Source organism: Agaribacillus sp. DX54, assembly GCF_056858335.1.
In genome coordinates this window covers 26,618-51,188 of record NZ_JBXEQE010000023.1, presented here as the reverse complement: position 1 = coordinate 51,188, position 24,571 = coordinate 26,618, and the positions used below count along the sequence as shown (strand labels likewise).

21 protein-coding genes are annotated in these 24,571 nt (G+C 43.4%); 9 read left to right on the top strand and 12 right to left on the bottom strand.

The window, feature by feature from the left end; translation table 11 throughout:
- The first annotated feature begins 130 nt into the window (after nt 1-130).
- The 7 genes from AC04NP_RS21145 to AC04NP_RS21115 all read left to right on the top strand — a co-directional run bounded on the left by AC04NP_RS21145 (nt 131) and on the right by AC04NP_RS21115 (nt 7,640).
- Nucleotides 131-544, top strand: coding sequence for a RidA family protein (locus AC04NP_RS21145; RefSeq protein WP_482861936.1), 414 nt, complete (start codon nt 131-133; stop codon nt 542-544).
- 419 nt (nt 545-963) lie between these two features.
- Entirely contained in the window at nt 964-1,623 is a 660-nt protein-coding gene (locus tag AC04NP_RS21140) for a response regulator transcription factor (protein ID WP_482861935.1), read from the top strand.
- A gap of 297 nt (nt 1,624-1,920) precedes the next feature.
- The gene (locus AC04NP_RS21135; RefSeq protein WP_482861934.1) at nt 1,921-4,251 is read left to right on the top strand and encodes a TonB-dependent receptor; all 2,331 of its coding nucleotides are present in this window, start codon (nt 1,921-1,923) and stop codon (nt 4,249-4,251) included.
- 32 nt (nt 4,252-4,283) lie between these two features.
- Complete coding sequence (locus AC04NP_RS21130) at nt 4,284-5,546, top strand: DUF4374 domain-containing protein (RefSeq protein ID WP_482861933.1); 1,263 nt, start codon at nt 4,284-4,286, stop codon at nt 5,544-5,546.
- A gap of 108 nt (nt 5,547-5,654) precedes the next feature.
- The gene (locus tag AC04NP_RS21125; protein ID WP_482861932.1) at nt 5,655-6,887 is read left to right on the top strand and encodes a PepSY-associated TM helix domain-containing protein; all 1,233 of its coding nucleotides are present in this window, start codon (nt 5,655-5,657) and stop codon (nt 6,885-6,887) included.
- A gap of 387 nt (nt 6,888-7,274) precedes the next feature.
- A complete protein-coding gene (locus AC04NP_RS21120) occupies nt 7,275-7,475 on the top strand; it encodes an ABC transporter permease (protein ID WP_482861931.1) in 201 nt (66 codons plus the stop codon).
- On the top strand, nt 7,476-7,640 hold the full coding sequence (locus AC04NP_RS21115; protein ID WP_482861930.1) for a hypothetical protein: 165 nt from the start codon (nt 7,476-7,478) through the stop codon (nt 7,638-7,640).
- 149 nt (nt 7,641-7,789) lie between these two features.
- Here the strand turns inward: AC04NP_RS21115 and AC04NP_RS21110 are convergent, their stop codons facing one another.
- Both AC04NP_RS21110 and AC04NP_RS21105 read right to left on the bottom strand, forming a co-directional pair.
- Nucleotides 7,790-8,650 (bottom strand): ChaN family lipoprotein, encoded by an 861-nt coding sequence (locus AC04NP_RS21110; RefSeq protein ID WP_482861929.1) that lies wholly within the window; start codon nt 8,648-8,650, stop codon nt 7,790-7,792.
- Nucleotides 8,651-8,663: 13 nt separating this feature from the next.
- Nucleotides 8,664-8,999: a DUF6686 family protein gene (locus AC04NP_RS21105; protein WP_482861928.1), complete on the bottom strand. Its 336-nt coding sequence runs from the start codon at nt 8,997-8,999 to the stop codon at nt 8,664-8,666.
- Nucleotides 9,000-9,376: 377 nt separating this feature from the next.
- Between AC04NP_RS21105 and AC04NP_RS21100 the strand changes: the two genes are divergently transcribed.
- Nucleotides 9,377-9,565 carry a hypothetical protein gene (locus AC04NP_RS21100; protein ID WP_482861927.1) on the top strand — a complete coding sequence of 63 codons (189 nt, stop codon included), beginning with the start codon at nt 9,377-9,379 and terminating at the stop codon, nt 9,563-9,565.
- Nucleotides 9,555-9,881, top strand: a complete 327-nt coding sequence (locus AC04NP_RS21095) for a DUF6686 family protein (RefSeq protein WP_482861926.1) — start codon at nt 9,555-9,557, stop codon at nt 9,879-9,881. Before AC04NP_RS21100 ends, AC04NP_RS21095 begins: the two co-directional genes overlap by 11 nt.
- 337 nt (nt 9,882-10,218) lie before the next feature.
- On the opposite strand, the gene AC04NP_RS21090 is transcribed toward AC04NP_RS21095, so the two are convergent.
- The 10 genes from AC04NP_RS21090 to AC04NP_RS21045 all read right to left on the bottom strand — a co-directional run bounded on the left by AC04NP_RS21090 (nt 10,219) and on the right by AC04NP_RS21045 (nt 24,459).
- Entirely contained in the window at nt 10,219-11,448 is a 1,230-nt protein-coding gene (locus tag AC04NP_RS21090) for an SMP-30/gluconolactonase/LRE family protein (RefSeq protein ID WP_482861925.1), read from the bottom strand.
- Between the two features lie 75 nt (nt 11,449-11,523).
- Complete coding sequence (locus tag AC04NP_RS21085; protein WP_482861924.1) at nt 11,524-12,777, bottom strand: PepSY-associated TM helix domain-containing protein; 1,254 nt, start codon at nt 12,775-12,777, stop codon at nt 11,524-11,526.
- A 125-nt stretch (nt 12,778-12,902) separates the two neighbouring features.
- A complete protein-coding gene (locus AC04NP_RS21080; RefSeq protein WP_482861923.1) occupies nt 12,903-13,166 on the bottom strand; it encodes a hypothetical protein in 264 nt (87 codons plus the stop codon).
- A gap of 21 nt (nt 13,167-13,187) precedes the next feature.
- The gene (gene mxcH / locus AC04NP_RS21075; protein WP_482861922.1) at nt 13,188-15,254 is read right to left on the bottom strand and encodes a TonB-dependent siderophore myxochelin receptor MxcH; all 2,067 of its coding nucleotides are present in this window, start codon (nt 15,252-15,254) and stop codon (nt 13,188-13,190) included.
- 45 nt (nt 15,255-15,299) lie between these two features.
- The gene (locus tag AC04NP_RS21070; RefSeq protein ID WP_482861921.1) at nt 15,300-15,533 is read right to left on the bottom strand and encodes a carboxypeptidase-like regulatory domain-containing protein; all 234 of its coding nucleotides are present in this window, start codon (nt 15,531-15,533) and stop codon (nt 15,300-15,302) included.
- Between the two features lie 499 nt (nt 15,534-16,032).
- Nucleotides 16,033-19,281 carry an ABC transporter permease/M1 family aminopeptidase gene (locus AC04NP_RS21065; RefSeq protein ID WP_482861920.1) on the bottom strand — a complete coding sequence of 1,083 codons (3,249 nt, stop codon included), beginning with the start codon at nt 19,279-19,281 and terminating at the stop codon, nt 16,033-16,035.
- 11 nt (nt 19,282-19,292) lie between these two features.
- Nucleotides 19,293-20,180: an ABC transporter ATP-binding protein gene (locus AC04NP_RS21060; protein ID WP_482861919.1), complete on the bottom strand. Its 888-nt coding sequence runs from the start codon at nt 20,178-20,180 to the stop codon at nt 19,293-19,295.
- 101 nt (nt 20,181-20,281) lie between these two features.
- A complete protein-coding gene (locus AC04NP_RS21055; RefSeq protein ID WP_482861918.1) occupies nt 20,282-21,652 on the bottom strand; it encodes an MATE family efflux transporter in 1,371 nt (456 codons plus the stop codon).
- Nucleotides 21,643-22,059, bottom strand: coding sequence for a MauE/DoxX family redox-associated membrane protein (locus tag AC04NP_RS21050; RefSeq protein WP_482861917.1), 417 nt, complete (start codon nt 22,057-22,059; stop codon nt 21,643-21,645). Before AC04NP_RS21050 ends, AC04NP_RS21055 begins: the two co-directional genes overlap by 10 nt.
- Entirely contained in the window at nt 22,060-24,459 is a 2,400-nt protein-coding gene (locus AC04NP_RS21045; RefSeq protein ID WP_482861916.1) for a TonB-dependent receptor, read from the bottom strand.
- Nucleotides 24,460-24,571 lie beyond the last annotated feature (112 nt).

Sequence of the window (24,571 nt, the reverse complement as noted above, 5' to 3'; positions counted from 1 at the left end):
GTTTTAGACATTTGCATGGTAAAATTCAAACATGAAATCGACATTAAAAATTCGGACTCGATTTTACACCAACCGAGGATAGATTTTTAATCAAAAATTCCATGTGGCCATTGAAAATCAACTCACACACATGAAAAATTCTATGATATCTAAAAAATTAATTAATCCCGACAAATTGTATGATGGTTCCGCATTTGGACTGTCTCAGGCCGTTCTTGAGCCGAATTCAAAGCTTGTATTTATCTCAGGCCAGGTGGACTGGAATCATCAATTTGAGGTGACATCTCATTCGGTAGAAGGGCAGTTTAAGAAAGCCCTCGAAAATTTGAGTATCGCTTTAAATGCCTCGAACTCGTCCATTGAAAATCTTTTACAAGTAAGGATCTACATAAAAGGTGAGCTTGGAGACCACCTGAATGTAGTAGGGCCACTACTGGCAGAATACCTCGGCTCATCCAGACCTGCAGTTACAGGAATTGGCGTCGCATCTCTTGCCTCGCCGGATATTTTAGTAGAAATAGAGGCCATGGCAATTTCAGCATAATATATAGTAAGCTGATCATCGAACTAATCATGTAGCTTACGACAACTACAATTCGCTCAACAATTTGAAGGGCTGTTGTCAGGCGATGACAAATCTTTATACACCGGTCCTGAAAGAACGCTTTTTCCTTTTTATCTGTTTCTATTCCTATCGACTTGCAATAGTCAACAAGTTCAGATTTATTCAGTCGTTCAACATTCATTCTTTAAATTTCGTGCTTTTATTGTATTTCTCCCAACTTGCCGGAAAATCAAATAAAAATACACGCTTTGACACAAAAAAGCTTGAGTTATACCAAGTATTTGATGGCCATTAGGTACCGATTGATTCCAAAAGATTTTTTTGAATGATTGGACAAATCGTTTCCGGGTAGTATTTTTATTTTTTGTTTAGAATAAATCTAAATAATTAGCCAAATAATGTCCCATACTACCTTGTTTATCGCAGATGCTCAGCATTTATTTAGAGATGGATTAAAACTATTACTTAAAAGTAAAAGAGATATTAGGATAATAGGAGAGGGAGGTGACAGGGAACAGCTTTTCACAGCTTTGAAAAAAAGCAAGCCAGACGTGGTGATTATCGACTGCAATCTTCCAGGCTATTTTATGCATAGGGACATTCAACATATTCACAGGTATTCTCCTTTAAGCAAAATACTTGTTATATCATCCGATAATGATAAAATGAACATATTCCGGATCCTCGAATATGGCGTAAACGGTTTTCTTACTAAAGAATGTGGTAAAGATCAAATTATCAAGGCCATTTACGCACTCGCCAAAGGTGAGAAATTTTTTTGTGACAAGGTATTGGACATGCTACTGACAAAAAAGATACCCGGCGGTGGCAGAAGCTATAAACCAGTGACTTTATCCGGTAGGGAAACAGAAATTGCAAAATCCATAGCAGCAGGGAAGACGACAAAAGATATAGCCAAAGAATTTTATATTAGCATACATACAGTTCGTACGCACCGCAAGAACATCATGAAAAAATTAGGGGTAAAATCTGTGTCGGAACTGGTGCTATATGCGGTTGAAAACGGCATGGTGAACCCTGAAAATTTCAATGCCTGAGCGTAAATCGTGTCCGGCAGCTTTCATATTGTACGGCCTTCGCATGTTTTGATTGTAAAAGGTCAGTAATCCAATGCTTCAAACCTTCGGAAACATCCTCGATTAGGGATACAAAGAAGGTAGTATCCCACTTTTAAGGTATACTAAATACCAAATGATAGGTATTGCAAGAAATCTTTCCAGGAAAGAAATTTGCAGTAAATGGAATTTATTTAGACTTGATCTAAATAAATTGTATTTAAAAGAGTGATATTGTATTTATCGAATGTGACAAAGAATAAAACAATACGGTTAATCATGATACTAGTCGGTATCTCGCTTGCAAGCATGGTAAAGGCGCAACAGGCGGGAATTCAAGGGAATGTTATCGATGAAAGAGGGAACCACCTTCCTTTCACCCTGGTTTCTTTAAATGGCACCGGAAAGGCGGCAGTTACCGATACTACCGGAAGATATCGGATACAGAACATCTCACCAGGCCGATACCTGGTCGGAATTACGAGAATCGGGTATAAACCGCAGGAAAAATCTGTAGAACTTTTACCGGGACAAGTACAACAGGTCGACTTTATCATGGAGGAAGATGTGACGCAACTCGAGCAGGTAGAGGTAACCGCTAAATCCGAATCGGAAGAGCTAAAAGAAACAGGATATGCCGTAGAGGTAGTGGAGGTCAAGGAACGCAAGAACCTGACTTCAGACATTAACCAGGTGCTTAAAAGCACCGCTGGAATCCACATCCGGGAAACCGGTGGTGTAGGTTCGGGATTCAGGTTGTCACTGAACGGATTATCGGGTAACCAGATCAGGTACTTTATCGATGGGGTTCCGATGGAGAACTTCGGGTCGGCATTGACTTTAAACAATTACCCGGTAAATCTCATTGAGAAAATCGAGGTCTACAAAGGGGTAGTACCTGTTTCACTGGGAGCCGATGCTTTAGGAGGCGCCATAAATATCACTACAGGTTACAGAAGGAAATCGTTCCTGGATGTCGCTTATTCCCACGGATCTTTTAATACACACCAGGCATCGGTCAATGGCCGGTACGTAGATCAGGAAAGAGGATATTTTGTCAAGCTTTCTTCATTCTTCAATCATTCTGACAATAACTACCGAATGGAAAATATGCCGGTTTTTGATCTCGAACTGGGCAACAGGTTAGGTACCATCGATACCCGGCGATTTCACAATGAATATACCTCCGGTATGGTCCAGGTAGAAGCCGGCTTACTCGATAAAAAGATGGCCGACAGATGGTCTCTTGCCCTAACCACGGCCGGTAACAGAAAAAACTATCAACATCCTGATAATACTATCACCCGTGCGTTTGGAGCGTTCCACACTAAGAACAGGACACTTTTAGCCTCTTCAACCTACAGGAAATATTTTAAAAACCTGGAATTGAGGGGTTATGCCTTAATGGGCAGGATTATGGAAAGCGTGGTAGATACCAGTTCGAAAAAGTACAATTGGGCGGGCGACTACATCATTCGTAAAGCCGATGACCCCAAAGGGGAATTATTTGAAAGAAGATCACTGATGGAATTAACCGACTTCGTGCTTAGGAGTAATCTGAATGCAGATTACCAGCTCGGTAATAACCATGCGTTGAGCGTAAACCTGACCCAAAACTATTTAAGGAGAACGGGTGAAGACCAAGTGGATGAATTCAATCGTTCTTTCGAAACGCCTAATTATATCCACAAAAACCTTTTGGGGATGGCTTACACTTTTAAAAACGAAACGGGAAATGTAGAAGCCACGGCGTTTGCCAAGCAGTATTGGTTTAGCGGTAACATCATTACCCAAGATTATCAGGATAACGACATTACAACCCGACCGGGTTTCAACAGCACCGGATACGGATCGGTATTTACCTGGCATGTTACCAAAGCGTTTCAAACAAAATCCTCTTTTGAACGAACTTTCCGTATACCGGAAAGCTATGAAATACTTGGAGATGGCGTCTATATCCGTCCTAACCCAACGTTGGCGCCTGAAACCAGTTATAATGCCAATCTGGGCATGCGGTATATAAAACAGTCGGGCAAGATCGGTTTGACGTTGGAAGCCAACTATTTTTATCGCTTTTCCAAAGATTTTATTCTGTTTAATCCCATAGGACCTTTTGGGACATTCGAAAATCTCAGCAATGTGAGGACCATAGGCACAGAAGGTGGACTCGATGTAAATTACAATGAATTTATTATGCTCAATGCCAATTTCACCTGGCAAAACCTTACTGATCAAACCGAATTCGACGAGGGACTCCCTAATACCAATTATAAAAGCAGGGTACCAAACACGCCTTATCTATTCGGCAATGCGCGTTTGGGTATAAACCCCATGAAAGGAACCGCCGGAAACAATGTTGTGATTTACTGGAACACCCGGTATGTACACGAGTTCTTTTTTACCTGGGAAAATCTGGGCGATGCTGATGGCAAAAGTACGATCCCCAGGCAACTGACCCATGATTTGCACTTGGAATACGCGATGGACGAAGGAAGATACAACCTATCTCTTTCTCTCATCAATATCACCGATGCGCTTGTCTTTGATAATTTCAACATTCAAAGACCGGGAAGGGCCGTATATGTCAAGTGCAGGTATTTTTTAAATTAACACATTTTATTTTAACACTTAATTAAAAGATAATGAAAAGTTACCTTAACCATAAATTCAGCACCTATTTAATCATGGCTTTAGCTGTAAGTAGTGTCCTATTATCAGCCTGTGACGACGACGATCCCAGCGCAGTACCCGATGATGGTGCTACTTCGACATCATCCGGGGGTATAGTCATGGCATTTAAATCTACCGGGGGCAATGAAACTGAATTTATCATTAGCCAGGACGATATCATGACAGGTGAAATTTCAGCCATAGGCACCGGTATTGAGCAAACCGGTTGGCGCTTCTTCTATCCTGTAGGTAAAACACTTTTTTCATCCGGGTTTAGTGTAGATAATCAAATGGCAGGATATGCCGATAACGGGGCCGGCTATATCACACAAATCGGTGAGTTTATTTTTGAAAATGCACTCGAAATGTTTGGTGCATCAGACGATGATCAAACTTTGCTGGCCATGGAAATCCCGCGATCCGGCTTTATGAACCGGCGTTTACATTTCGTAGATGCTAACACAATATTTGTCAAAAAAATTGTGGGAACAAGGATTTTTGAGTCTACCACCGACTCGCTGGTGGCCTGGCCGACTGCTCTACAAGTAAGAGGGGATAAACTGTTCATCCCATTCCAGGTATTGGATGCGAAAGGTAATTTCACCACGCCCAGGCCAGATACCGCCTACGTAGCGGTGTATTCTTATCCGGAAATGGAAACTGAACCTTTAAAGATCATAAAAGATGGAAGAACCTCCAATATAGGGGTAAATGGCGCTACAACTGGTTTGATAGAAGCCGATAACGGTGACTTGTACTCCTTCTCATGCGGTACCGAAATGGCAGGGTTCGCACCGGCTGCCACCAAGCCTTCAGGTATCCTGAGAATAAAAAACGGGGAAACGGACTTCGATAATTCTTATTTCTTTAACGTTGAAGCAGCTACAGGCGGAGGAAAACTCTTTTGGTTCGATTATGTAGGTGATAACAAAGCCATTGCCCGTATCTTAACACACGACGACGGAGGCCCATGGCAAGCATTTGAAAGAAATTACTTTAACCAGCGTTTAGTGATCATCGATCTGGAAGGTCAAACGATTACAGAGGTGGCTAACGTGCCCCTGCATGCCAAACGCTATACTTCGCCTGTGCTTGTAGAGGACGGAAAAGTGTACACAAGTATCGAAACAGACACCGAAGCATACGTATACCAGGTAGATATTGCCAATGCTACCGCTACTCAGGGAGCCAGGATTCTCGGAAAGACCATAAAAGGGTTTTTCAGGCTGCAGTAGGCCCGGGCCAGGCTTTGTCCCTGTCCTGTATGGCTATTTTAAGACCAGTTCGCTGGTGCCGGGGTAAAGCCCTGTTGTTATAGTACTGAATGAATAAAATGATATAGTATGAATAAAAAAGCCGCTCAAAACAGTTTTCGTAACATCGTTAGAAAAATACACCTGGTATTGGGGTTTTCTACGGGAATCGTTGTATTCATCGTGGCCATGACAGGTTGTTGTTGGGTATTTCAGGAGGAGATTCAGAGCTGGTCTCGCGATTATCGACAGGTCAGCGAAGAAAACAAACCATTGATTAGCCCAAGCGAAGCAAAGCAGATCGCAGAAAAGGTATACCCGGGCAGAAGTATCCACGGTGTACTCTACGGCAACCGCCGGGAGGCGGTCGAGGTAATCTTTTATCAAGAAAACCCGAAGTTTTACCGGGCAGTTTTCTTAAACCCATACAACGGTGAAATCATTAAGACTGAGGATTATTTGAGCGGCTTTTTTGCTTTTGTTTTGGACGGCCACCTTAACTTATGGCTACCTGAAAGCATCGGTTCTAAGATAGTTTCCTGGTCTACGTTGATATTCGTGATCATACTCCTCACCGGTATTGTGTTGTGGTGGCCACGCAATAAACAGGGCAGGAAACAGCGATTCAGGTTCGATTGGAAATCGACCACCCAATGGAAAAGAAAGAATTACGACCTCCACACTGTGATCGGATTCTACGCCAGCTTTATAGCAGTAATTATTGCATTTACCGGCTTAGTCATGGCCTTTGACTGGTTCGGAAAGGCAGCATACCAGGCATTCGGAGGCGATAAGCCACTTACTTTTACAATCCCGGATCATAAACCGCTATATGTTCCCGATACCACGGACACTCCGCCTATTGACCGTTTATTGCCGATACTTAAGACAGAATTTCCTCAGGCGCGACAGTTTGAAATCCATTATCCTTATACTGACTCGGCAAGCATATATGTCGAGATTTCTTATGAGGAAGGTATCCATTATAGTTCCGACTATCGTTACTACGATCAATATACACTTATGGAACTGGAAGCGACCAGCCTCTATGGGATTTATGAAAATACCGACCTTGCGGATAAGATGATCCTTATGAATTACGATACGCACATTGGTGCTATCCTGGGATTACCGGGAAAAATACTGGTTTTTTTCATCAGCCTCCAAATAGCCAGCCTACCGGTAACAGGCTTTATGATCTGGTGGGGCAGGAAAAATAAAGCCCGGAAAAGCAAAAAAACCCGTAAGGCACCTGCCGTGCAGCTTAACCTGGAATCAGCCAAGGAAAGAACTTCCTGGGTCACCTCATCTAAGGCTGACTAAGTCACCATAGGCATCGTCCCATAAGGTCCCATTTCCGGAAGGTTCGGGTTTTATATAAAAAAACAGTTTGAGCCGGTAGTACATTGGCTATGAAAAAAATTCCGACAAACAGGCCAGGTAGTTTTTGGTGGGGTTTCATATTTAAATTTATATACCTACAATTTCGTTCCATGATTTCTATGCGAGAGCAATCACAGATAAAATTGAGTTAGCAATGAATGAGGTTTTGCTGCCTGCCTGCACTCCCCATAGGTAGATTTTGATCAGGCCCTATTGTTTCATACCGGGCCATCTGTTCAATTTCGTACGCTTTAGCTCATTTTCAGGTTTTGATTCCTGGCCACAAACACTTATTTTTTAACCAAAGATTTTCTTTTGCTGGTGCTCATGGCCTTCTTTATTATCAGTCCTGTAGCCTGGTACCGGATGAGCAGATGGCTGGAAAACTATGTATACAGGACGGAAATTCATTGGTGGATCTTTGCTGTTACCGGGCTGGTGGTTTTAACGATTTCTTTGCTGACTATCAGTTATCAGTCCATCAGGACCGCCCGGGTTAACCCCGCCAGGATTTTACGCAGTGAATAAGTGCGGATATTACTTATTAACAATGTCAACCCCGATGAGGCGGCCGATCAAAATGGCAATGTGACACTGAACCCGGACTATAACAATGCTGAAGTGCTGTTCCCCACCGGTTCATTATTGGCCTTACCGATTTGGGCTACAGTTAATAAGCCGCATAAGCAATAATGCGACGATGAAGGATTGCGGGAAGCAATTAATTTCGGTGTACCTGCAATGCCAAAGACAAATTCCCGGGCATTGGCTCTTGGCAGGAATGGGAAAAAGGGTGCCGTGCCTTACAATAATTGATTAGAAAAAACAGGCATATAGAAAACTTAATACGTTTTAGTCATATCCTCTGGCACACATATTACAAAATCTGCCAGGCCATTATTTTTCTCATCGAGCTTCTTTATCTCTTTTTGTTCAACTACCTGAATTGTTTTAACAGCTAATGATGGCGCTGATTGATTAACATACCAAACAATCCCTTCTCTGTTTTGGCTATGATAGGAGCCATTGTAATGAATAATTTTGTCCGTACCTTTTAGATTTCGAATCAGAAAATGAGCCATGGTAGCATCTTTTATGGCCTGCGCTTTTGCTATATTCTGCGGATTGCCGCCGCCATGACCTCCCATCTGTTCAATCATATATTTGTAACCCGGAAGCTCAGCGTCAAACTGAATAGGCAACGGTGCTATCCATGCCTTTGATCGATCGCTCAAACTATCGAGGGCACTGAATCCCTCCCGGTAAACCAAATTTGCATAGCGTCTTGGAATATTTGAAGCAATTACACGAATACCATTCAATTTTGCATATTCGATGATCGGTCTATAATCGGTTGCATAATTATTCCAAACTTTTGCTTCGTTAATCAGGTGCTTTTCCTTAATGAAACCTTGCAAGTATTCGTCCAACACAATTTGGTCATCGGCTTCGAACATTTCCATAGCGATAGTTATGTTCTCGTACGTAGCAAAGACACTTTTAAGTAGCTGTAGCTTTAGCCAATGTGCCATAGCATTATTATGTAACTCTCCGAAGAATACTATTCGAGCATCCTTTATGCCTTTCTGCATTTTTTGATAATTACTTTTTTTTCCGCTTCCTTCAAAAATACTGTAGGCTTCAATGTTTTGCGACCATGAATGCAACGAAATGAATAATGCGCCAATAAGATATTTTGTCATGGGATAGCCTCTTTTAACCAAACATAATAATCCTTTTGGCTTCCACAATGATCATGGCCTCCTCGATCATGCCAAGGATTTCTTCAACTTCCTCATCATTAAAGGCCATGTAAAAATTGCTGGCGGGACCTTTGTATACCCTGTTTCTGTTGTGTTGTAAGGAAATGCTGGTATCAGGCTTTTTGATTCCTGCCTCTAACCAATGATAAAAATTTACCATACCATCCTCAGGAAAGGTGATAAGTAAATTTTTGTAGGCAAGATTAAACTCCCGGCAACATGTGCAAACCCCGATATACCCCTCTTTACAACTTGAGAGGATTTTAAACTTTTTTGATTCGGTATGCATTTTAAAGGATTTGGTGAATTAAGAAAATCATTTTCGGATTGTTCTCAAAGCTTTAAGATAACGCTGTCGGTCACTAATGTCAATCGCTAACAGTCGTGAAAAAAATAGCTATTGATAGTTATGAAAGAGAAGTTACCATAAATGGCCGCCTCAATGCAACCTTCTTACAGGAAAAACTAAAAATCGATCAATAATAACTACCAGTAGTGACTCAATATACCTAAGCATTGGGATTGACAAGTATATCACAGAAAGTGATATTTGTATTGTTATTTATTTAGAATTAATCTAAATAAAAATAACCGATTATTTTGAAGGCTGTAACCTGCCATGCAGGAAACATAACAGTTTGTCGGAAGACATAAACCTCCTGAACCATGAATAATAGTTATGATTATTTGATAAGCCAGTTGATACTTGAGTTAGACCATGAATATCCCAATATGTTAAAACTACAATCCATCATAAAGGAATCCAATTGTCCTTACCTGAAGGAAATTGTGCTAACAAAGGTCAACGCATTTAAAAATAAATTACCTTCAAAAAAAAAGAAAGATGACTTGTAACCCTGAAATGCTTTTAAATGGGACATATTTTAATGTTTCCCAATGCACCGGTTGTCAGCGTATAGGTTTATATTACAAAAACCTGCTGGTTGGTTTTAATCCTGAAGAATTTATAAGATTCGGTCGGTTATTTAGTGATATAGATTTTAAACTGGCGGCGTCAAGGTTTCCTGACGGCCTGGATCATATCGTGGTAAATACCTGCCACCAGGATATACAGTTTACTTTTACGGAAGCCGAGTTTGAAGAATTTAGGGACATAATGCAGAAGGCATTAATTATCCTGAAGGCTAATCAAATCATAAGAGTAAAATGAGACAAACCCCGGATCGGTCTTTTTTAATAGTCAACAACAATAATTAATCCCCGCTTCTATCGATAGCACCCAAATCCAATGCTTAAAGCGCCCCGCCTTCTTTTCTATCAGGCGGGTGCTTTTTGAATAGAGCGAGTATTTGGTATAAAAGCTTAGGCCACCTATGATGTATGGTATATCCATAGTCTGTACAATTGCTCATCTTTTTGAACCCAACCGCCAGCCTGACAAAAAAGTCCGGGCTGGCGGTTATACATATTTGTTTTTACCTTTTAAAAGGGATCATCGGTTAGTAAGTACTAAACTTGCTTAGCCGAAGATGATTTGTTCAATAATTTTAGCGCACTTTAACCACCAAATTTAACAAGCCACCTACTGTCAGCTTTTCTTCATGGTTGCCGTCTGCATTTAGCTTGAATACCGTGGTGCTGCCAAAATCGCTGAAGCTAAATATATACGGTTCACCGTCAATCAGCCGGGTATCGGCTCCGGGACCGGCAGCGGGAAGCCCCTGTTCCGGTTCAGCCTCACCGGTCCTCAGGTTAATTTTCCATTTCTCCCAGCCTGAAGAACTGATGTAAGAGCGAAAATCGGTAATGCCCGACCACGCAGTAGTCTCTTCTTTTAACAGGGTAGTGTAAGCGATCCCATCTCCGGGTGCACTGGCCAAACTTACCCCAATCCTATCCCCTGCGGTAAGGCTGGAGTAGGGAAGGTAATAATTGTCGTCAAAGGTTGTCTCTCCTGCCTTTACACGCAGTATGGCGCCATTTGGCCGGTTGATCCCATCCTTCACAAAGCCATGTGCCATATAGTAGCCGCTGGTTCCGAAATAAATATCCCCGTTGGTATCTACGACAAAGTTAGTGGCTGCCGGTGCTTTTTCAGTTTCCGTGTAGGAAAGTACCTGATCGGTTTGGGTGTTAATCACGACCAATCCGGTGGCTGGCCGTCCTTCATTTGTATCGAAGTTCAACCATTCCAGTGGAATGTACATTTGGTTACCCACCATTGGAAAATCATAAAATCCAACCGATGTATTGTACCCCTGATAGCCATCGGCTACTTGTTCCGGAAGCATAATGGTTTTGGTGATTGACATCTCTTCCGGATTCCAGACCACAATCTGCCCCTGTGTCACATCTACGTAATAAGCTTTCACAGGACTCAGGAACTTGTTCCGCCAATGCATTTGCGTGACACCTTCACCGGCAAATGAAATGCGATTTCCCCGGACAAACTCATTGTTCTCATTGATAGAATAACGGGTAATAGTCATATCTTCTCCGTCACCGATGGCAAAGAAGCCACCTTCCTCCGGGGCGTACATGCGTGAAAATCCGAGTACTTCAAGGGCTGTGGTAAAATCTACGGCTGTTTCTTGTTCCAGATCTTCGGTCAGGGCTACATAGTTAATACGCCCATCGGGATTGTCTACACGAATGAAAGTCGCATAAAGTGCCTCGTTGAATCGGCTATCGAGCCCTGGACCGTCATCGTCGTCACAACCTGAAAAGAAAAGGCCCAGAAGCAACAGTAAGCTAAATATTTTAATGGTTAAGTTCATAATTTTACTAGTAAGAATTTAGAATTGTAAGTATAGTTTTTTGATCTTTAAAGGGTATTGTGGAGAATTTTGTATTTAAACTTTTTCCCGTTCGGAATACGGAATTTCCGGATGAATGGCCTGCTCTTTCTCAGCATGTCTTTTTACCGGGACTTTGCGTGTTATCCGATCCTTGTTGTGTTTCTTTTTCTTCCTGCGTCCCCACCAGATCATGAATCCGGTAACAGGCTGGCTGGCCGAAACCAGGCTGGCCAAAAAGGCGATTATCTTACCAGGCAGCCCCAGGATACTGCCTACGTGGATGGGAAAATTCAACGCACGCACCTTCTCGCCATTGTTCATGTCCTCAAAATCTTTTTGCTCTAATAGCCGGCCTGTGTAAGGATCGAACTGGTAATTCAACCGGTTACCGTAACCCGACTGACTGAGCATTACATTGATGAATAACGGGGCGTCAGCCTTTCGGGGAAAACGTAAATAATACGACTGGGCTTCAGGATGAGCGGTAAACATTCCTGCCATGATATGATCGAGCGCCTCCTCGCTTTCTGTTGGGGATATCGTATATTCCGGCGCAGGCTTTTTAATGGTTTTACCTCCGTTAGCAAGCCATTGTATGCTGTGGTCTACCCAGTCAAAGGCCCACACCAAACCGGTGAGTGCGATAAGCAAGGCGACAATCATTGCATAAAATCCTGCAATATTATGCAAATCATAATTCTTACGCTTCCAGCGGGTAGCGGACTTCCATCGAAACCAAAAACGTTGCCTCGCAGCCGCTTTATGCTTGGGCCACCATAAGATTAATCCCGTAATAAGCATGATGACAAAAATAAGTACTGCGTAACCCACGATTACATGGCCAATGGAATAGCTTAGCAACAAGCTAAAGTGCAACCAAACAACGACATTAAAAAATTCCCACTTCGTATTCTCAATCTTGACTACCTCTCCCGAATAGGGGTTAAGAAATACCCTATAAAAATACGCCATGTAGTCTGCATACCATATCGGGCCACGCCCGTTTTCTTCTGTGTTAAATTTTCTAAACTGTACATAAACACTTTCATCCGGCCGGGTAGGAATGTGCATTCGTTCGGCTGAATATTGATTCCCCAACGCCGCTTCTGCCCGTTGTATCAGCACATCGACCGGAAGCCGGTGTGCCGAGGGAGGCACCTCCACATACATGCGGTCAGCATACAACAAGGGGCGAAGCTCCTCCTGGAATACCCAAAGGCAGCCTGTGATCGATACGATAAACGCCACGAGCCCTGAAAACATACCGAGGTAAAGATGGACCTGACCAACGGCTTTTTTAATTGTCATATCTTTGGGGTTTGGTTATCATGTCCGAAAAACCGGTTACCATAAGTTTCTCTTCAAAAATGTAAGGCAGGCGATTCATCCCTCCCCCGAATGGTAAGCTCAGCGTTTTAATCAATGATTTCATACTATCGACGCACCCTCGGAATTTCCAGGAAAAAACCAGGAAGCTCAACAGGCGTCTCGTAGTTTACTTCCGTCTTACTTTCCGGTGAAGTCAATGGCATATAATAATTGTTACGGCCACCAGATGTGCTCACACCGGCATGATGCCTGTAAAGTGTACCGTCATTATCGCCCCCCGGTCCCGGTCCATCATTGTCTTTATCAAAAGCCGTTACGAATGGTGTAGTAACCAACGATATTCCGGATATTCTTGAAATTGATTTCATGATTTTGTTTTTAATAACGCATTAAAATTGTGTTGTTAACTTGACAAAATAGGCCCTCCCCGGTCTTTGTACGCCAAAGAAATCAAAAACCTGCGCGTTTGTTAAGTTTTGAACCTCTGCGGTAAATGCTGTCTGGGTTGAAGCCCGTGTCAATTTATAGGTAAATCCCGCATTTTGTACTAATTGCGAAGGAATGGTCTGCTTAAACTCCCGCAGCCCGGCACTTTCCCAGTTTCTGAAAAATTCGTGTACATAACGACTGTTGATAAAGAAGCTCAGCTCATCGTTAGTACGAAGCACTTCCGGCAGCAGATACCTTGCCGCACCATTGGCAAAGAGATAGGGTCGGTTGGGAATCCGGTCTCCTTCAAAAGCTCCGAATGCCCCTTCATCGGCGCTATTGCGGAAGTCCTGGCCTGTCGCATTGGCTTCCAGCCTCAGCCGGTCATTGGCAGACGTCCATCCAAAGGTCAATTCCACGCCCAGAGAGGTCGCAGCAAATACATTCTGGTAGCTGAATACCTGGTCATTGCCCAGCAGTACAATGAGTTGATCAGCGCGTCTCAAAAAGCCGTTAACGCTCATGTTCCAATCTGCACCTGAAGGCGTAACACGTTGATAATTCAGCTCGAGGTTAGCATTATGACTACGTTCAGGTCGAAGTTGCAGATTGGCAATGATAAGTACGCCATTGCCGAAAATCTCACGTGGTCTGGGCATACGGGTAGCCCATTCGTAGGATGCCTTTGCGGTCCAATGGTCGTTCAGACGCACGCTTAAATTGTTACCAATACCTATATCGTGCGATTGGCGGTCCTGATGGCGGACACGATCCCCGGGCAGTGGTTCTTCGGCCTGCACATCTTGCAGGTAGTGCTTGACAAACAGAATATTTGCTAATTGTTCGTTAGCAGACTTCCACGCATACTCAATACCATTGATAAAGGTAAGCACATCCCGCTGAGCAGTCAGCGGATCACGGGCTTCCGGATCAGCTTGCAACCTTTCGTCACCGGTACGGGTTACGTAAGTCGGTGCCGATGAAAAACCGAGTACATGTCCGGGACTTAAAGTATATGCGAGGTTAACACGTCCGTACACGTTATCGTCCCATAACACCTGGTCAGAGGCCAGTCCCAACTCACCCGGACTTGCCCGCTGCCGGATACAATCACCCAACCAATTATACACACAAGCGCTGGTATCCACAAAGGCAATGCGGTTGTAGGAATATCCGCCCACCGTTTCCAGTGATAGTCCGGATTTAAAATCTCTCTGCCAGCGTATCAGTCCGCCATAAGTACGCTCGGCAGAAGTAGGCGCACCATAAGGTATAGTCATTACATTGTTGTGTTGAATATCCCTCGAATAATTGTTGGCAAATCCTTTTACCGACACCAAATCAGCCCCTAACCTGTTGGGCAGGCCCACTTCGAGGTTTACACCCATGGCTTCATAGTCATCATGAAAACGCGGTACGGTGACCTCCGAGAGCCTTCCACGCTCGTCAGGCACTTCCACGTTTATCTCATAATTATTTTTTGAAAAATCGTAAAATGCACTTCCCCGTATCAAGAAACCGGAGCTGTCGGCCTGGTGCTGCAGATTGAGTGCGACCCTGTGTGTTCCGAACGAACCCATCTGGTAGGAAGCTGACCCACCGGTACCCAAAAACCCTTCGGGAGAAACCAGATTAACGGCTCCACCCAAAGCATCGGCCCCGAAGCGTATCGGTACCACACCTTTGTATATTTCAACCCGGTCAATAAGATTTACAGGCACATTGGCTATACCAAAAGAGTAACCGACAAAATCCAATGGAATACCGTCTGAAAAAAACCGGATTTGATCGTCGGTGAGACCATTGAGTGAAAATCGGGTATCTGAGCCTAACCCGCCGCCGCGCTGTACGTTCACCCCTTGCACCTTGGCCATCACTTCACCGAGATCCGCTGTCTGAAGGCGGGCCGTCTGCGTCTCCAGTACTGCCACTGCCTGAGGCGATTGGCGAAGCGCAGTGGCTTCGCTTTTGACAATGACTACAATTTCATCTAATGCTTTATGAGACGCAGACAGTGTAATAGTCAAAAAGGATGGGTTTTCATTCCGGACAAGAACAGTAATGACTTTTTTTTAGTATCCCACCATTGAAACTGCTAACTCATAACTTCCGAACGATACTTTACTAAGCTTAAAATTTCCGTTATTATCGCTCGCAACACCTGATTGTGTTCCGGTTATCATAATCGTCGCGCCGGGCAAAGGCTGACCTTCCTGATCGGTTACCTTTCCGGAAAGTACGGCAAATTGGGCTGAAACACTGAAATTAAGCCCCAGGACAATTATTAAACTTATAAAAATTCTCATGCATTCAGATCAATTCTAGGAGGGTAAAGATAGCAAGCATAGTACTGCATGTAAATCGCCATTTATAGGTAACCGGGATAACTACAGGTAGGTATAATTACTCACCTGAGCGCTCAATGCCTGCTTAACTTCACCTCCAAAACCATCCGGTTGCCTGAGACGCTATAGTTATGTGCAAGCACACGAGTCGTTCATGCTATAAATGCAGTTACAGTTTTAGCTATATCTTGCTTGATACCCGATCTTGCTCGATACGAAAATTTACTATCACGGCTTATTCAGGAAGTTTTCAGCCCACATTTTATTGTTACATCTTTTAAAGAGCGATACCCGGGTATCAGGTCAACGTTTAAATGACGAAATGACGGGTAATGCGGCAGTAGGTTTGAGGGTAGATCAAACGCAAAAGACGTGCATAGCTTCGGCTATACACGTCTTTTCGCAATACGGAGATACCCCAATGTCACGGAGTACCCGACGGTTTAGGTTTGGCTTGACACTAGTTCACCTTTTCAAAGTCTTCTTTTATATCATTTGCCAAGTGCTCCGGAATTTTGGTCTTCATAAGGTCATATAACAGTCCAAACGGCATCGCCTGCTGCTTAAATTCATCAATCACCGCCACAAGTTCCTTATTAAAGGTGGAGAAACCCAGGCCCCGGCTTAAATGATAGAGCGCGATGGTACCCTTATTTTTCTCCAGATAGTCAATCCCATCGGCCTGTATCAATGGGGGTTCGGTATTCGGCTCATTTCCTCTTTCTTTACCATAGGCATCTTGCTTTTTCTTTAAAAGCCCCTCTACTGCCTCCTCTCCGTAGTGTTTATGGACGATTTGTAAGGCCATTGCTTCAGGCAATGCCACTTTAAGCATATCCGCGCCTTGCACATTGCCGATAGGCATGCGCTGAAATAACCAATGACGTATCACCTGGGTAGCAGTCGAAAACAAAATGTAAGCCTTTTCCGGTATCCCGGAGCTATCGGCTATCCATCCTTCTTTCTCTGATATGGCTATGCCATTAGGAAAAACATATTGTTCATTTTGATAAAACGGAATTTGTATCAACCGCACTTCGCTGAAAGGGTAGTTTCCCAATTGTTCATTCACAAAATCTATAGATGCTTGCATGGACTTTTGATAAAGCGGGAGGTTGTAGTTATGCCCTTTTTTGTAAAAAATCGAAACCGGTATATCCCGGGCCTGAAATTCGAATTTTTCAAAAGATGCCGAACAAAAATACCAGTCAAAAGGGGACGCTTTTTCCAATTCATATTCAAAATAATTTCTTTGATTTTTCTCCCAGGTACGCTTCAATACTCCCGGGGCTATCACCGTTTGTTCCTCAATGGTGCTCACAGTGATTTTGCCATTAAACCACCTGGCATCCGGAGAAAAAACATCTTGGGATAACGCCACACTATCTGTTACCGGAGCCATACGGGAAGTGATTTTTTCCAGGTTGTATGTTGACCGGTCCCGGTTTTTGTCCAGTTCCCGGTCAGCTTGGTAGCCAATAACCGGCAAGATATCCCTGGCGCCCATAAAAAGCCCGTTGAATGTTAAATCGGGTTGAGGATCACTTTGTGTGAAACCTGTATACTGTTTGTCGGCCGTAATAGTAAGTGTCGCTATTGCTCCGCTATCCAGCTTACGGGCTATCGCGAGAATATCCATTTCGGCATCTTCCCAAGCGATATCAACAGTTTTGTTATTCCACAATACCTCTCTAATCTCTACAAATTCTGCGGTATTGAGATACAGGGTATCGATAGCCATTCCGGATAGATTCGTCAATGTCAGATCAGCCTGATATGCCGCCCTCCGCTTATCAGGGAATAAATCCAGTGACAGGTTCACCCCTGTGATTTTTGGTTGAGGAATAGCTTCCAGCCATTTGTATTGTTTTTCATAATCAGCATCTTTAAGATTAGCCATCGCATCTGTTTCAAAGTTACCTTTATCATTTACCTGGCGTACAATAAATGACTGAAGAAAGAAAAAACCCACCAGGCAAATGAGGGCCACAGATTTTCCCTGCCAATTGATCTGATTGGTTTTAAACAGGAGCTTTTTGGTAAAATTCAATGACGCACCCCTCCTCCAAAAATGGATGCCCAGCAACAAAAACACACCGCCCAGCGCCGCCCATACCATAAAATACCAAAAAGCAGCCAAGGACCAGATACCGTATCCATTCATTTCCGAATAGTCTTCAATGCCCGGGGGTAACGCGAATCCAAACCTTAATTCTTCCATGATTCCCATATCAAAACTTATAATATTGAAGAAGTAATAGCCCACGCCAATAATATGGGTTAAGAACCTATTTCCGGTCAACCCGGCAAGAAAGAACACCCATGTAATATTCAGGATGTAGGTAAGCCAGCCCCATTTATAGCCAAGCAGGTCATCGGCATACAGGGCAAGGTCGATTTCGTTCCAACCACCGAGAAGAAGCTGGGACAGCATCCCACAGGCGATGATAGTGAGGGCCATGATGAGTGCCACGCCACACATAGCAACAAACTTGGAGAGTTGACTGACCCACACAGGCACTGGTAAAGCATCCGTAATTTGCCAGATATTGCAAGTCTTATCCTTAAAAAACAGCTCTCCGGCCCAAATCATCAAAATCATCATGATAAAGACACCCATAGTGAGCCTGGTCAGGGTCATAGAAGAAGTAACCGGTTGCTGGGGGCCAATATAATAGGTAGCATTCCACATCATATTTTGCAGGAAAAACATCAAGGCCAGAATTCCCAGAATGATTTTAAAGTTAACCGGCCTCACCACATTGCGCAGTTCAAGGATCGACAATCGCCAGAATTTCCGGATATATTCAATGGATGAAAATGTCAGCGTAACACCTGGAACAATGATTTGCTGATTGAACGGAGCACCACGCCTTTCAACCATTTTCTTTTTGGGTTTTGCAGACAGTGCCGTGATAAAGTTTTTGAATGAAAATCTTCTGTAAGCCATGAAGAACAATAAGAGGCCACCCCCTATCCAAATAAGCCTGTTCAGAAAGAAAACAGGTTGGAGTGGCAGATATGATGTATTTTTGGCCTGGGCCGGCAAAGCGTCGAGCACCTCGGTAGTATATACATAAGCAAAAGGATCTACCAGTTGTACCAGGGTTATGTTGGCCGCATTTCCACTAACTGCTTCAGCCATCAGAAACAACACCACCAAGGCAAATATACTCAGGTATCCCGCAGCCATCCGCTTAAAAATCACCAAAGAAGCAAAACACACCGTGGTAAGCATAAAAAGGTTGGTAACAGTCAGGATCAAAAACCCATGAATCATCTGCCCCCAAGGTGTAGGACCGAATTTATCAGGTGTGGCGATGCCTGAATAAGGGACGAGAACCATACCGGCAAACATGCCCGCAACAAGAACAAAATTGATCAGAAAAGCAGAAAAGAACCTGCCCAAAAAGAATCTCTTTTCGTGGATAGGCAGGGCGTAGATAAACTCGGCTGATTTGTACTGTATATCTTTATAAAGCAATGTACCGGTAATAATCGCAACAATCACGATCAGGATAATACCGCCTCCGGCAAAATTTTTATAAAACAATGCCGCTCCGTTCATCAGGGTAGCATCATTTACATAATATTCATAGTTACCCTGGGTGTACCAAATACCCTGAAAGGCCAACATCAGGAAAAATAACATAGTCAGCGGTTGCTTGAAGCGAGACTTGAGCTCGAATTTTAAAATTCCGGGGATCATAGACTTTCCTTTTAGGCTTGTACTGTAATTTTTTTGTTTGATAAAACATTGAAGTAAGCGTCTTCCAATGTTGGGTTTTTTGTCCAAAAATTACCATCGGGTAAGTCGTCAGCTACTACTGTAATCATCAGTTTGCCCAAATGAAAGCGGCTGGAAATAACAGTCATTTCGTTTTCATATTTGGCCAATTCATGCTTCTCTATTTGTTTTTCCCATAACTTTCCGCGCAAGGCCGATTCAACATGATCCGGTGTACCTGTCAGAAGCAGTTCACCTTTTCCGATGATGGCCATCTGATTGCAAAGCGTACTCACATCTTCAACGATATGCGTAGAGAGAATAACCACCGTGTTTTCCCCAATTTCCGAAAGCAGATTGTAAAACCTGTTTCTTTCCATCGGATCAAGACCTGCTGTCGGCTCATCTACAATGATCAGCTTGGGATTACCTAACAACGCCTGCGCTATTCCGAACCGCTGCTTCATCCCCCCGGAATATCCACCCAGTTTTTTGTTTCGCACATCCCACAGGTTGACTTTTTCCAGCAAGGCCTCCACCTGCATTTTTCTTTCGGCTGCATCTGATATCCCCTTCATATCGGCGATATGCGTAAGCAACTCCGTAGCCGTGGCCGTTGGATATACCCCGAATTCCTGTGGCAAATAGCCCAGTACTTCCCTTAATTTATCGGGTTGACTCCCTACGTCTATACCATTGAAATCGATCGAACCGCTATCGGCATCCTGAAGTGTGGCAATGGTTCGCATTAGGGTGGATTTGCCGGCGCCATTCTGACCTAGCAGGCCAAACATGCCCTTTTCTATGGTCAGGCTTACATTTTTAAGTGCTTGCACACCGTTACTATATGTTTTATTGAGGTTTTCTATTTTCAAATTCATGGTTAATAAAGTTGATGTTTGTATTCAGCTAAAAATATCTCGGTAAATTTTTAAGTGCTTTGAAAAGAAAAATCATGGGCATGCTTTCTTTTCCAAACCAGTCATGCCGGTTTGGGTGGTACAGGAGGCACCTTCAGTTTCGCAAATAACTTTTTGACCACCAGGAATATCCAGATTCCGACCGCCAAATCGATCAGTGTCGAGCCATAGTAGACCCAGTCAATACCAAAATACCTGGGAAGTATTAACATCACAGGTACATAAAACACCAGTTGCCGGGCCAAACCGATAATACTTCCGTACTTTTCCTCATTAATCGCCGGGAAAAAAGTCATCGACATCAATACAAATGGTAATACCGGCAACACCAGCATATAAATCCTTAAGTTGAAAAGATCCTGCATGGAGAACGCCATACCAGGAAGCACCAGGCGGATAGAAGCTTCCGGAAATATTGTAAGCATTAACCAAAAAGGGGCAACGATGAAAAAACCTGTTTTGGTAAAAAGGATAAAGCTGTCTTTCACACGGGTGTACAGCCCTGCACCGAAGTTTATACCGACAACAGGCTGCAGCGCTCGCATAAAACCAATTAACGGGGTCATGATGAATAGTAACATCCGGTTGGCCGCTGCGAAAAATGCCAGATCGGTGTCGTTTCCAATACCTACTATGGCATTAAATACAACAATGGCCTGCACCAGGCTCATGATCGTTAAAATGAAACCCGGAAAACCCATTTTTAAGATAGACCGAAAAACAGTTTTGTCATATACCAGCGAGTTGATATCACAACTGAAAGAGGCTTTTCTGCGATAAAAGTAGAAATAACCGACAATACAATAAATGAGCATACCGATATTGGTTGCCCATGCAGCACCGGCTACCCCCAAATCGAAATAATGAATAAAGATGGGTGTAAGTATCAGGTTAACGATCAGACCATAGCTCATCATCAAAGCAGCGGTTTTCATTTTTCCCTCCCCACGTATGATAAAGTTAAGTCCCAGGCCATAAATCCAGAAGGGTGACGCTAATAAGGTCGTTTTAAAATAACTGACCCCATAGGCCAGCACTTGTCCATTGCCACCCATCATGCTAATCAACGGCTCAGCCATGTAGTAGGATGGTATGGCAAAGATGGCCGTTGTAATCAGTATCATCAGGGTTGTGTTGCCTAGGATTCTTTCCTGCGTTTGGGTATCGTTCTTTCCAAGGGCAATACTGAGCAAATTAGCAGCGCCGGTCCCGGCCCAGGCACCAAAACCCATCATAATCGATGCAAGCGGGTAGGCCAAAGCGACGCCTGCCAAGGCTATTTCATCCATCAGTTGTCCTATATATACCGTGTCCATAAAGGCATTCAGACCAAAAAGTACCATGGCCAGGATCGCCGGTAAAGAGAGATGCCACATGACTTTGGTTAGTCCGGCGTTCAGTATCAGTTCCTTTTGTTGATTTTTTAAATCCATACGCTTTGAGATTTGAGAAAGGTTGCTTTTAAGATTTTATAATGTCGGAATACCAGGAAGCTATTGAGAGAAAACATGACGGCATCGAAAATGATAAAATCCATATACCCTGAAATGAATATATGCGTCATTAACAGGCAAAGCATCAACGGCACCATCATCACCGCCCCCAGCAAATAGGTCTGTCTAAAAATGAGCAACACCCCATTGAATAATTGGAAAAAACCTACAAAATAGAGGTAACCGGTAGCTTGCAGTAAATCGTAAAACTCAAAAAACCGGGGATCCGTCATCCCGGTGTCTGACTTGAAAACAGAGGGATTATAAGGAAGAAAAAGTTTTTCAATGCCCGCCCATATGAACAGGGCCGCTAAAAGAAAACGGATAATGTAAGTGGCAATTTTCATTTAAAACCTGACTGCTAATGTTGACCCATAGGTTTGTGGTAATCCGTAATTGGCAAAGCCGGCGGTACCTTCTACTCCATAACCATAGCTAAAATACACCTTATCAGTGATGTTTTTACCCCATAGTGATAATTCATATCTGTGATAAGAGATACCTGCCCGGCCATTTAACAACGCATAAGCTTCCTGACGTACGGTGTTTTCAGGATCAAAAAACATTTCAGACTGAAATATGTAATCAACCCCCAAAAAAATAGTGGTGTGCTGATTAACCTGCCAATCATAGTTAACAGCCAGATTTCCGTTCCATTCAGGAGCGTATCCCTGGCGATTGCCATTGTTATCGATAACATCTCCTGAGGAACTTATTACTTCAAAGTCTTTGATTTCTGTGGACAGGTAGCCAACATTAGCAACCAGATTAAGCCCCTTCAGCGGTACCCATTCGGTTTCGAGCTCCAGCCCCCGGCTCATCGATTTACCTAAGTTCTGCATACCGAAAAGAAGATTGTTAACGTCTAAGAGGGTAAATAGCTGCTGATCTCGCCAGGTAATGTAGAAGCCGGTGAGGTTCGCCCTGAGCTTGTTGTTAAACCAGGAAGTTTTAAGCCCGATCTCATAATTCCAACTGAATTCAGGATCGAATTTTGCATCATCCAAACGATCTACAAACTCGTTGAGTCCACCGGGCCGGTATCCCCGCGTAGCATGACCGAATACAAACACATTGTCAGACATGTTGTAAGTAGCTCCGATTTTAGGAGAAACAGCCTCAAAATGTTCTTCGGCACTGAATTGTGCGTTTAATATAGGAAAGGCTTCAGGACCGGCAGCACCGGGCACGGTGTTGTCAGGTGCTTCAAAGCGTTCTCCGTTTTGAAAATGATTTCGGATGACTTCTAATTCACTTTTTTCCCGCTCGAAACGCAGTCCGGCCAAAAGCCCCAACCTGTCCGTTAGCTTGTAATCGACCTGCCCAAAAAGAGCCAGCCCTGTTTGATTGATTTCGCTGTCCGTGATTTGTGTGAATTCACCCACCGAGTTTCCTGCCAGGGCAGTGTTTACCATGGGTCGGCGATTATCTATGGAGACATGATAAAAATAGACCCCTGCAATCCATTTTAATTTCGACTCGCCGTTGGAATTAAATCTTAACTCTTCGCTGATGGTTGTCTGGGTTCTGTTTCCCTCTTCAATATATTGTATGTCAAATGGGGTAAAATCAAAATCGTCGTTGTCAATATCGTTATTATATGCCTGTAAGGCAGTGATAGCGTTGATGGTTATTTTAGGCAATTCATACTTGACTTTCAAGGCACCGCTACCGGTAGTTGTATGGTATAATCCCTGCCGGTTAAAATTGACTTCATAAGGATGATTGTTCAAAAGGGAATCCAATAGGATTCCAGGAAAGCGGTAACCACCCACCAAAGCGTACGCATCTACTTTTCTGTCCTCGATATTCGTATGTAGTTCGACATGCAGTCTTTCCGAAGGGAAGTAACTAAGACGCAAACCACCTGAAAGGGTTTCCCGGCTCAGGAGGTTATCAGTGTTGAGCGCCACATTGTCAATGTATCCGTCTCGCTGCATGAAATTTCCATGAATTCTGGCATAGACTTTTTCCCGGAGTAAAGGGAAACTCACCCCGGCAGCCGCATTAAGTTGGTTAAGATTGCCATAACCGAACCTGACAAATCCGTTCGTGGTGTTCGTAGGCCTTTTGGTAATTATATTTACCGCTCCCGCAAGGGCATTTCTACCATAAAGGGTGCCTTGGGGCCCTTTTAGCACTTCTATACGTTCAATATCTGAAAACAATGTCGGAAAACCAAATACATTAAAGAAAGGAACATCATCCACATATAAACCGATGGCCGGGGTTAAATCGACGGAATAAATACCACGGCTGGCAAAGGTTTGAAAGTTGCCACCGCCATCGTCGTACGACTTGAAGTTGGCAGCAACCCGGTTTAGCTCTACCAATTCATTGATCTGCAATTGCTCTATCTGCTTAGGCCCTATGGCTGTCATGGCTATAGGCGTCTCCTGAATGTTTTGAAGCTGTTTATTGGCGGTTACAATGATTTCACCAAGTTGCATGATAGCAGCAGATAGTTCAAAATCCAGTTCGAGATCTCCGGTTATCTCCAATTTTTTTTGCAGAGGCTGATAGCCCACAAAGTTGACGCTGACAAAATAGACTCCTGATTGTATGGCTTCAATTGAAAAGTTACCCGCTGTATCCGATACAGCGCCTTTAACTGTATTGAGTAGCTGTATCGTAGCGCCGGGCAATCCTTCGCCGGCTCGATCTGTTATTTTACCTGATAACCGATATTGCCCAAATGCTGTGGAACTGATAATCAAGAAAAGAAATAGGAATAGTTTTCTTATCATTGCAATATTGTTGCATTAATTGTTATTTTGGTTCAGAGTTTTTATCTTTAATTTCATTATTTAGAATGATTCTAAATACACGCAAATATAGATGTTTGAAAGGTTCAAAGGC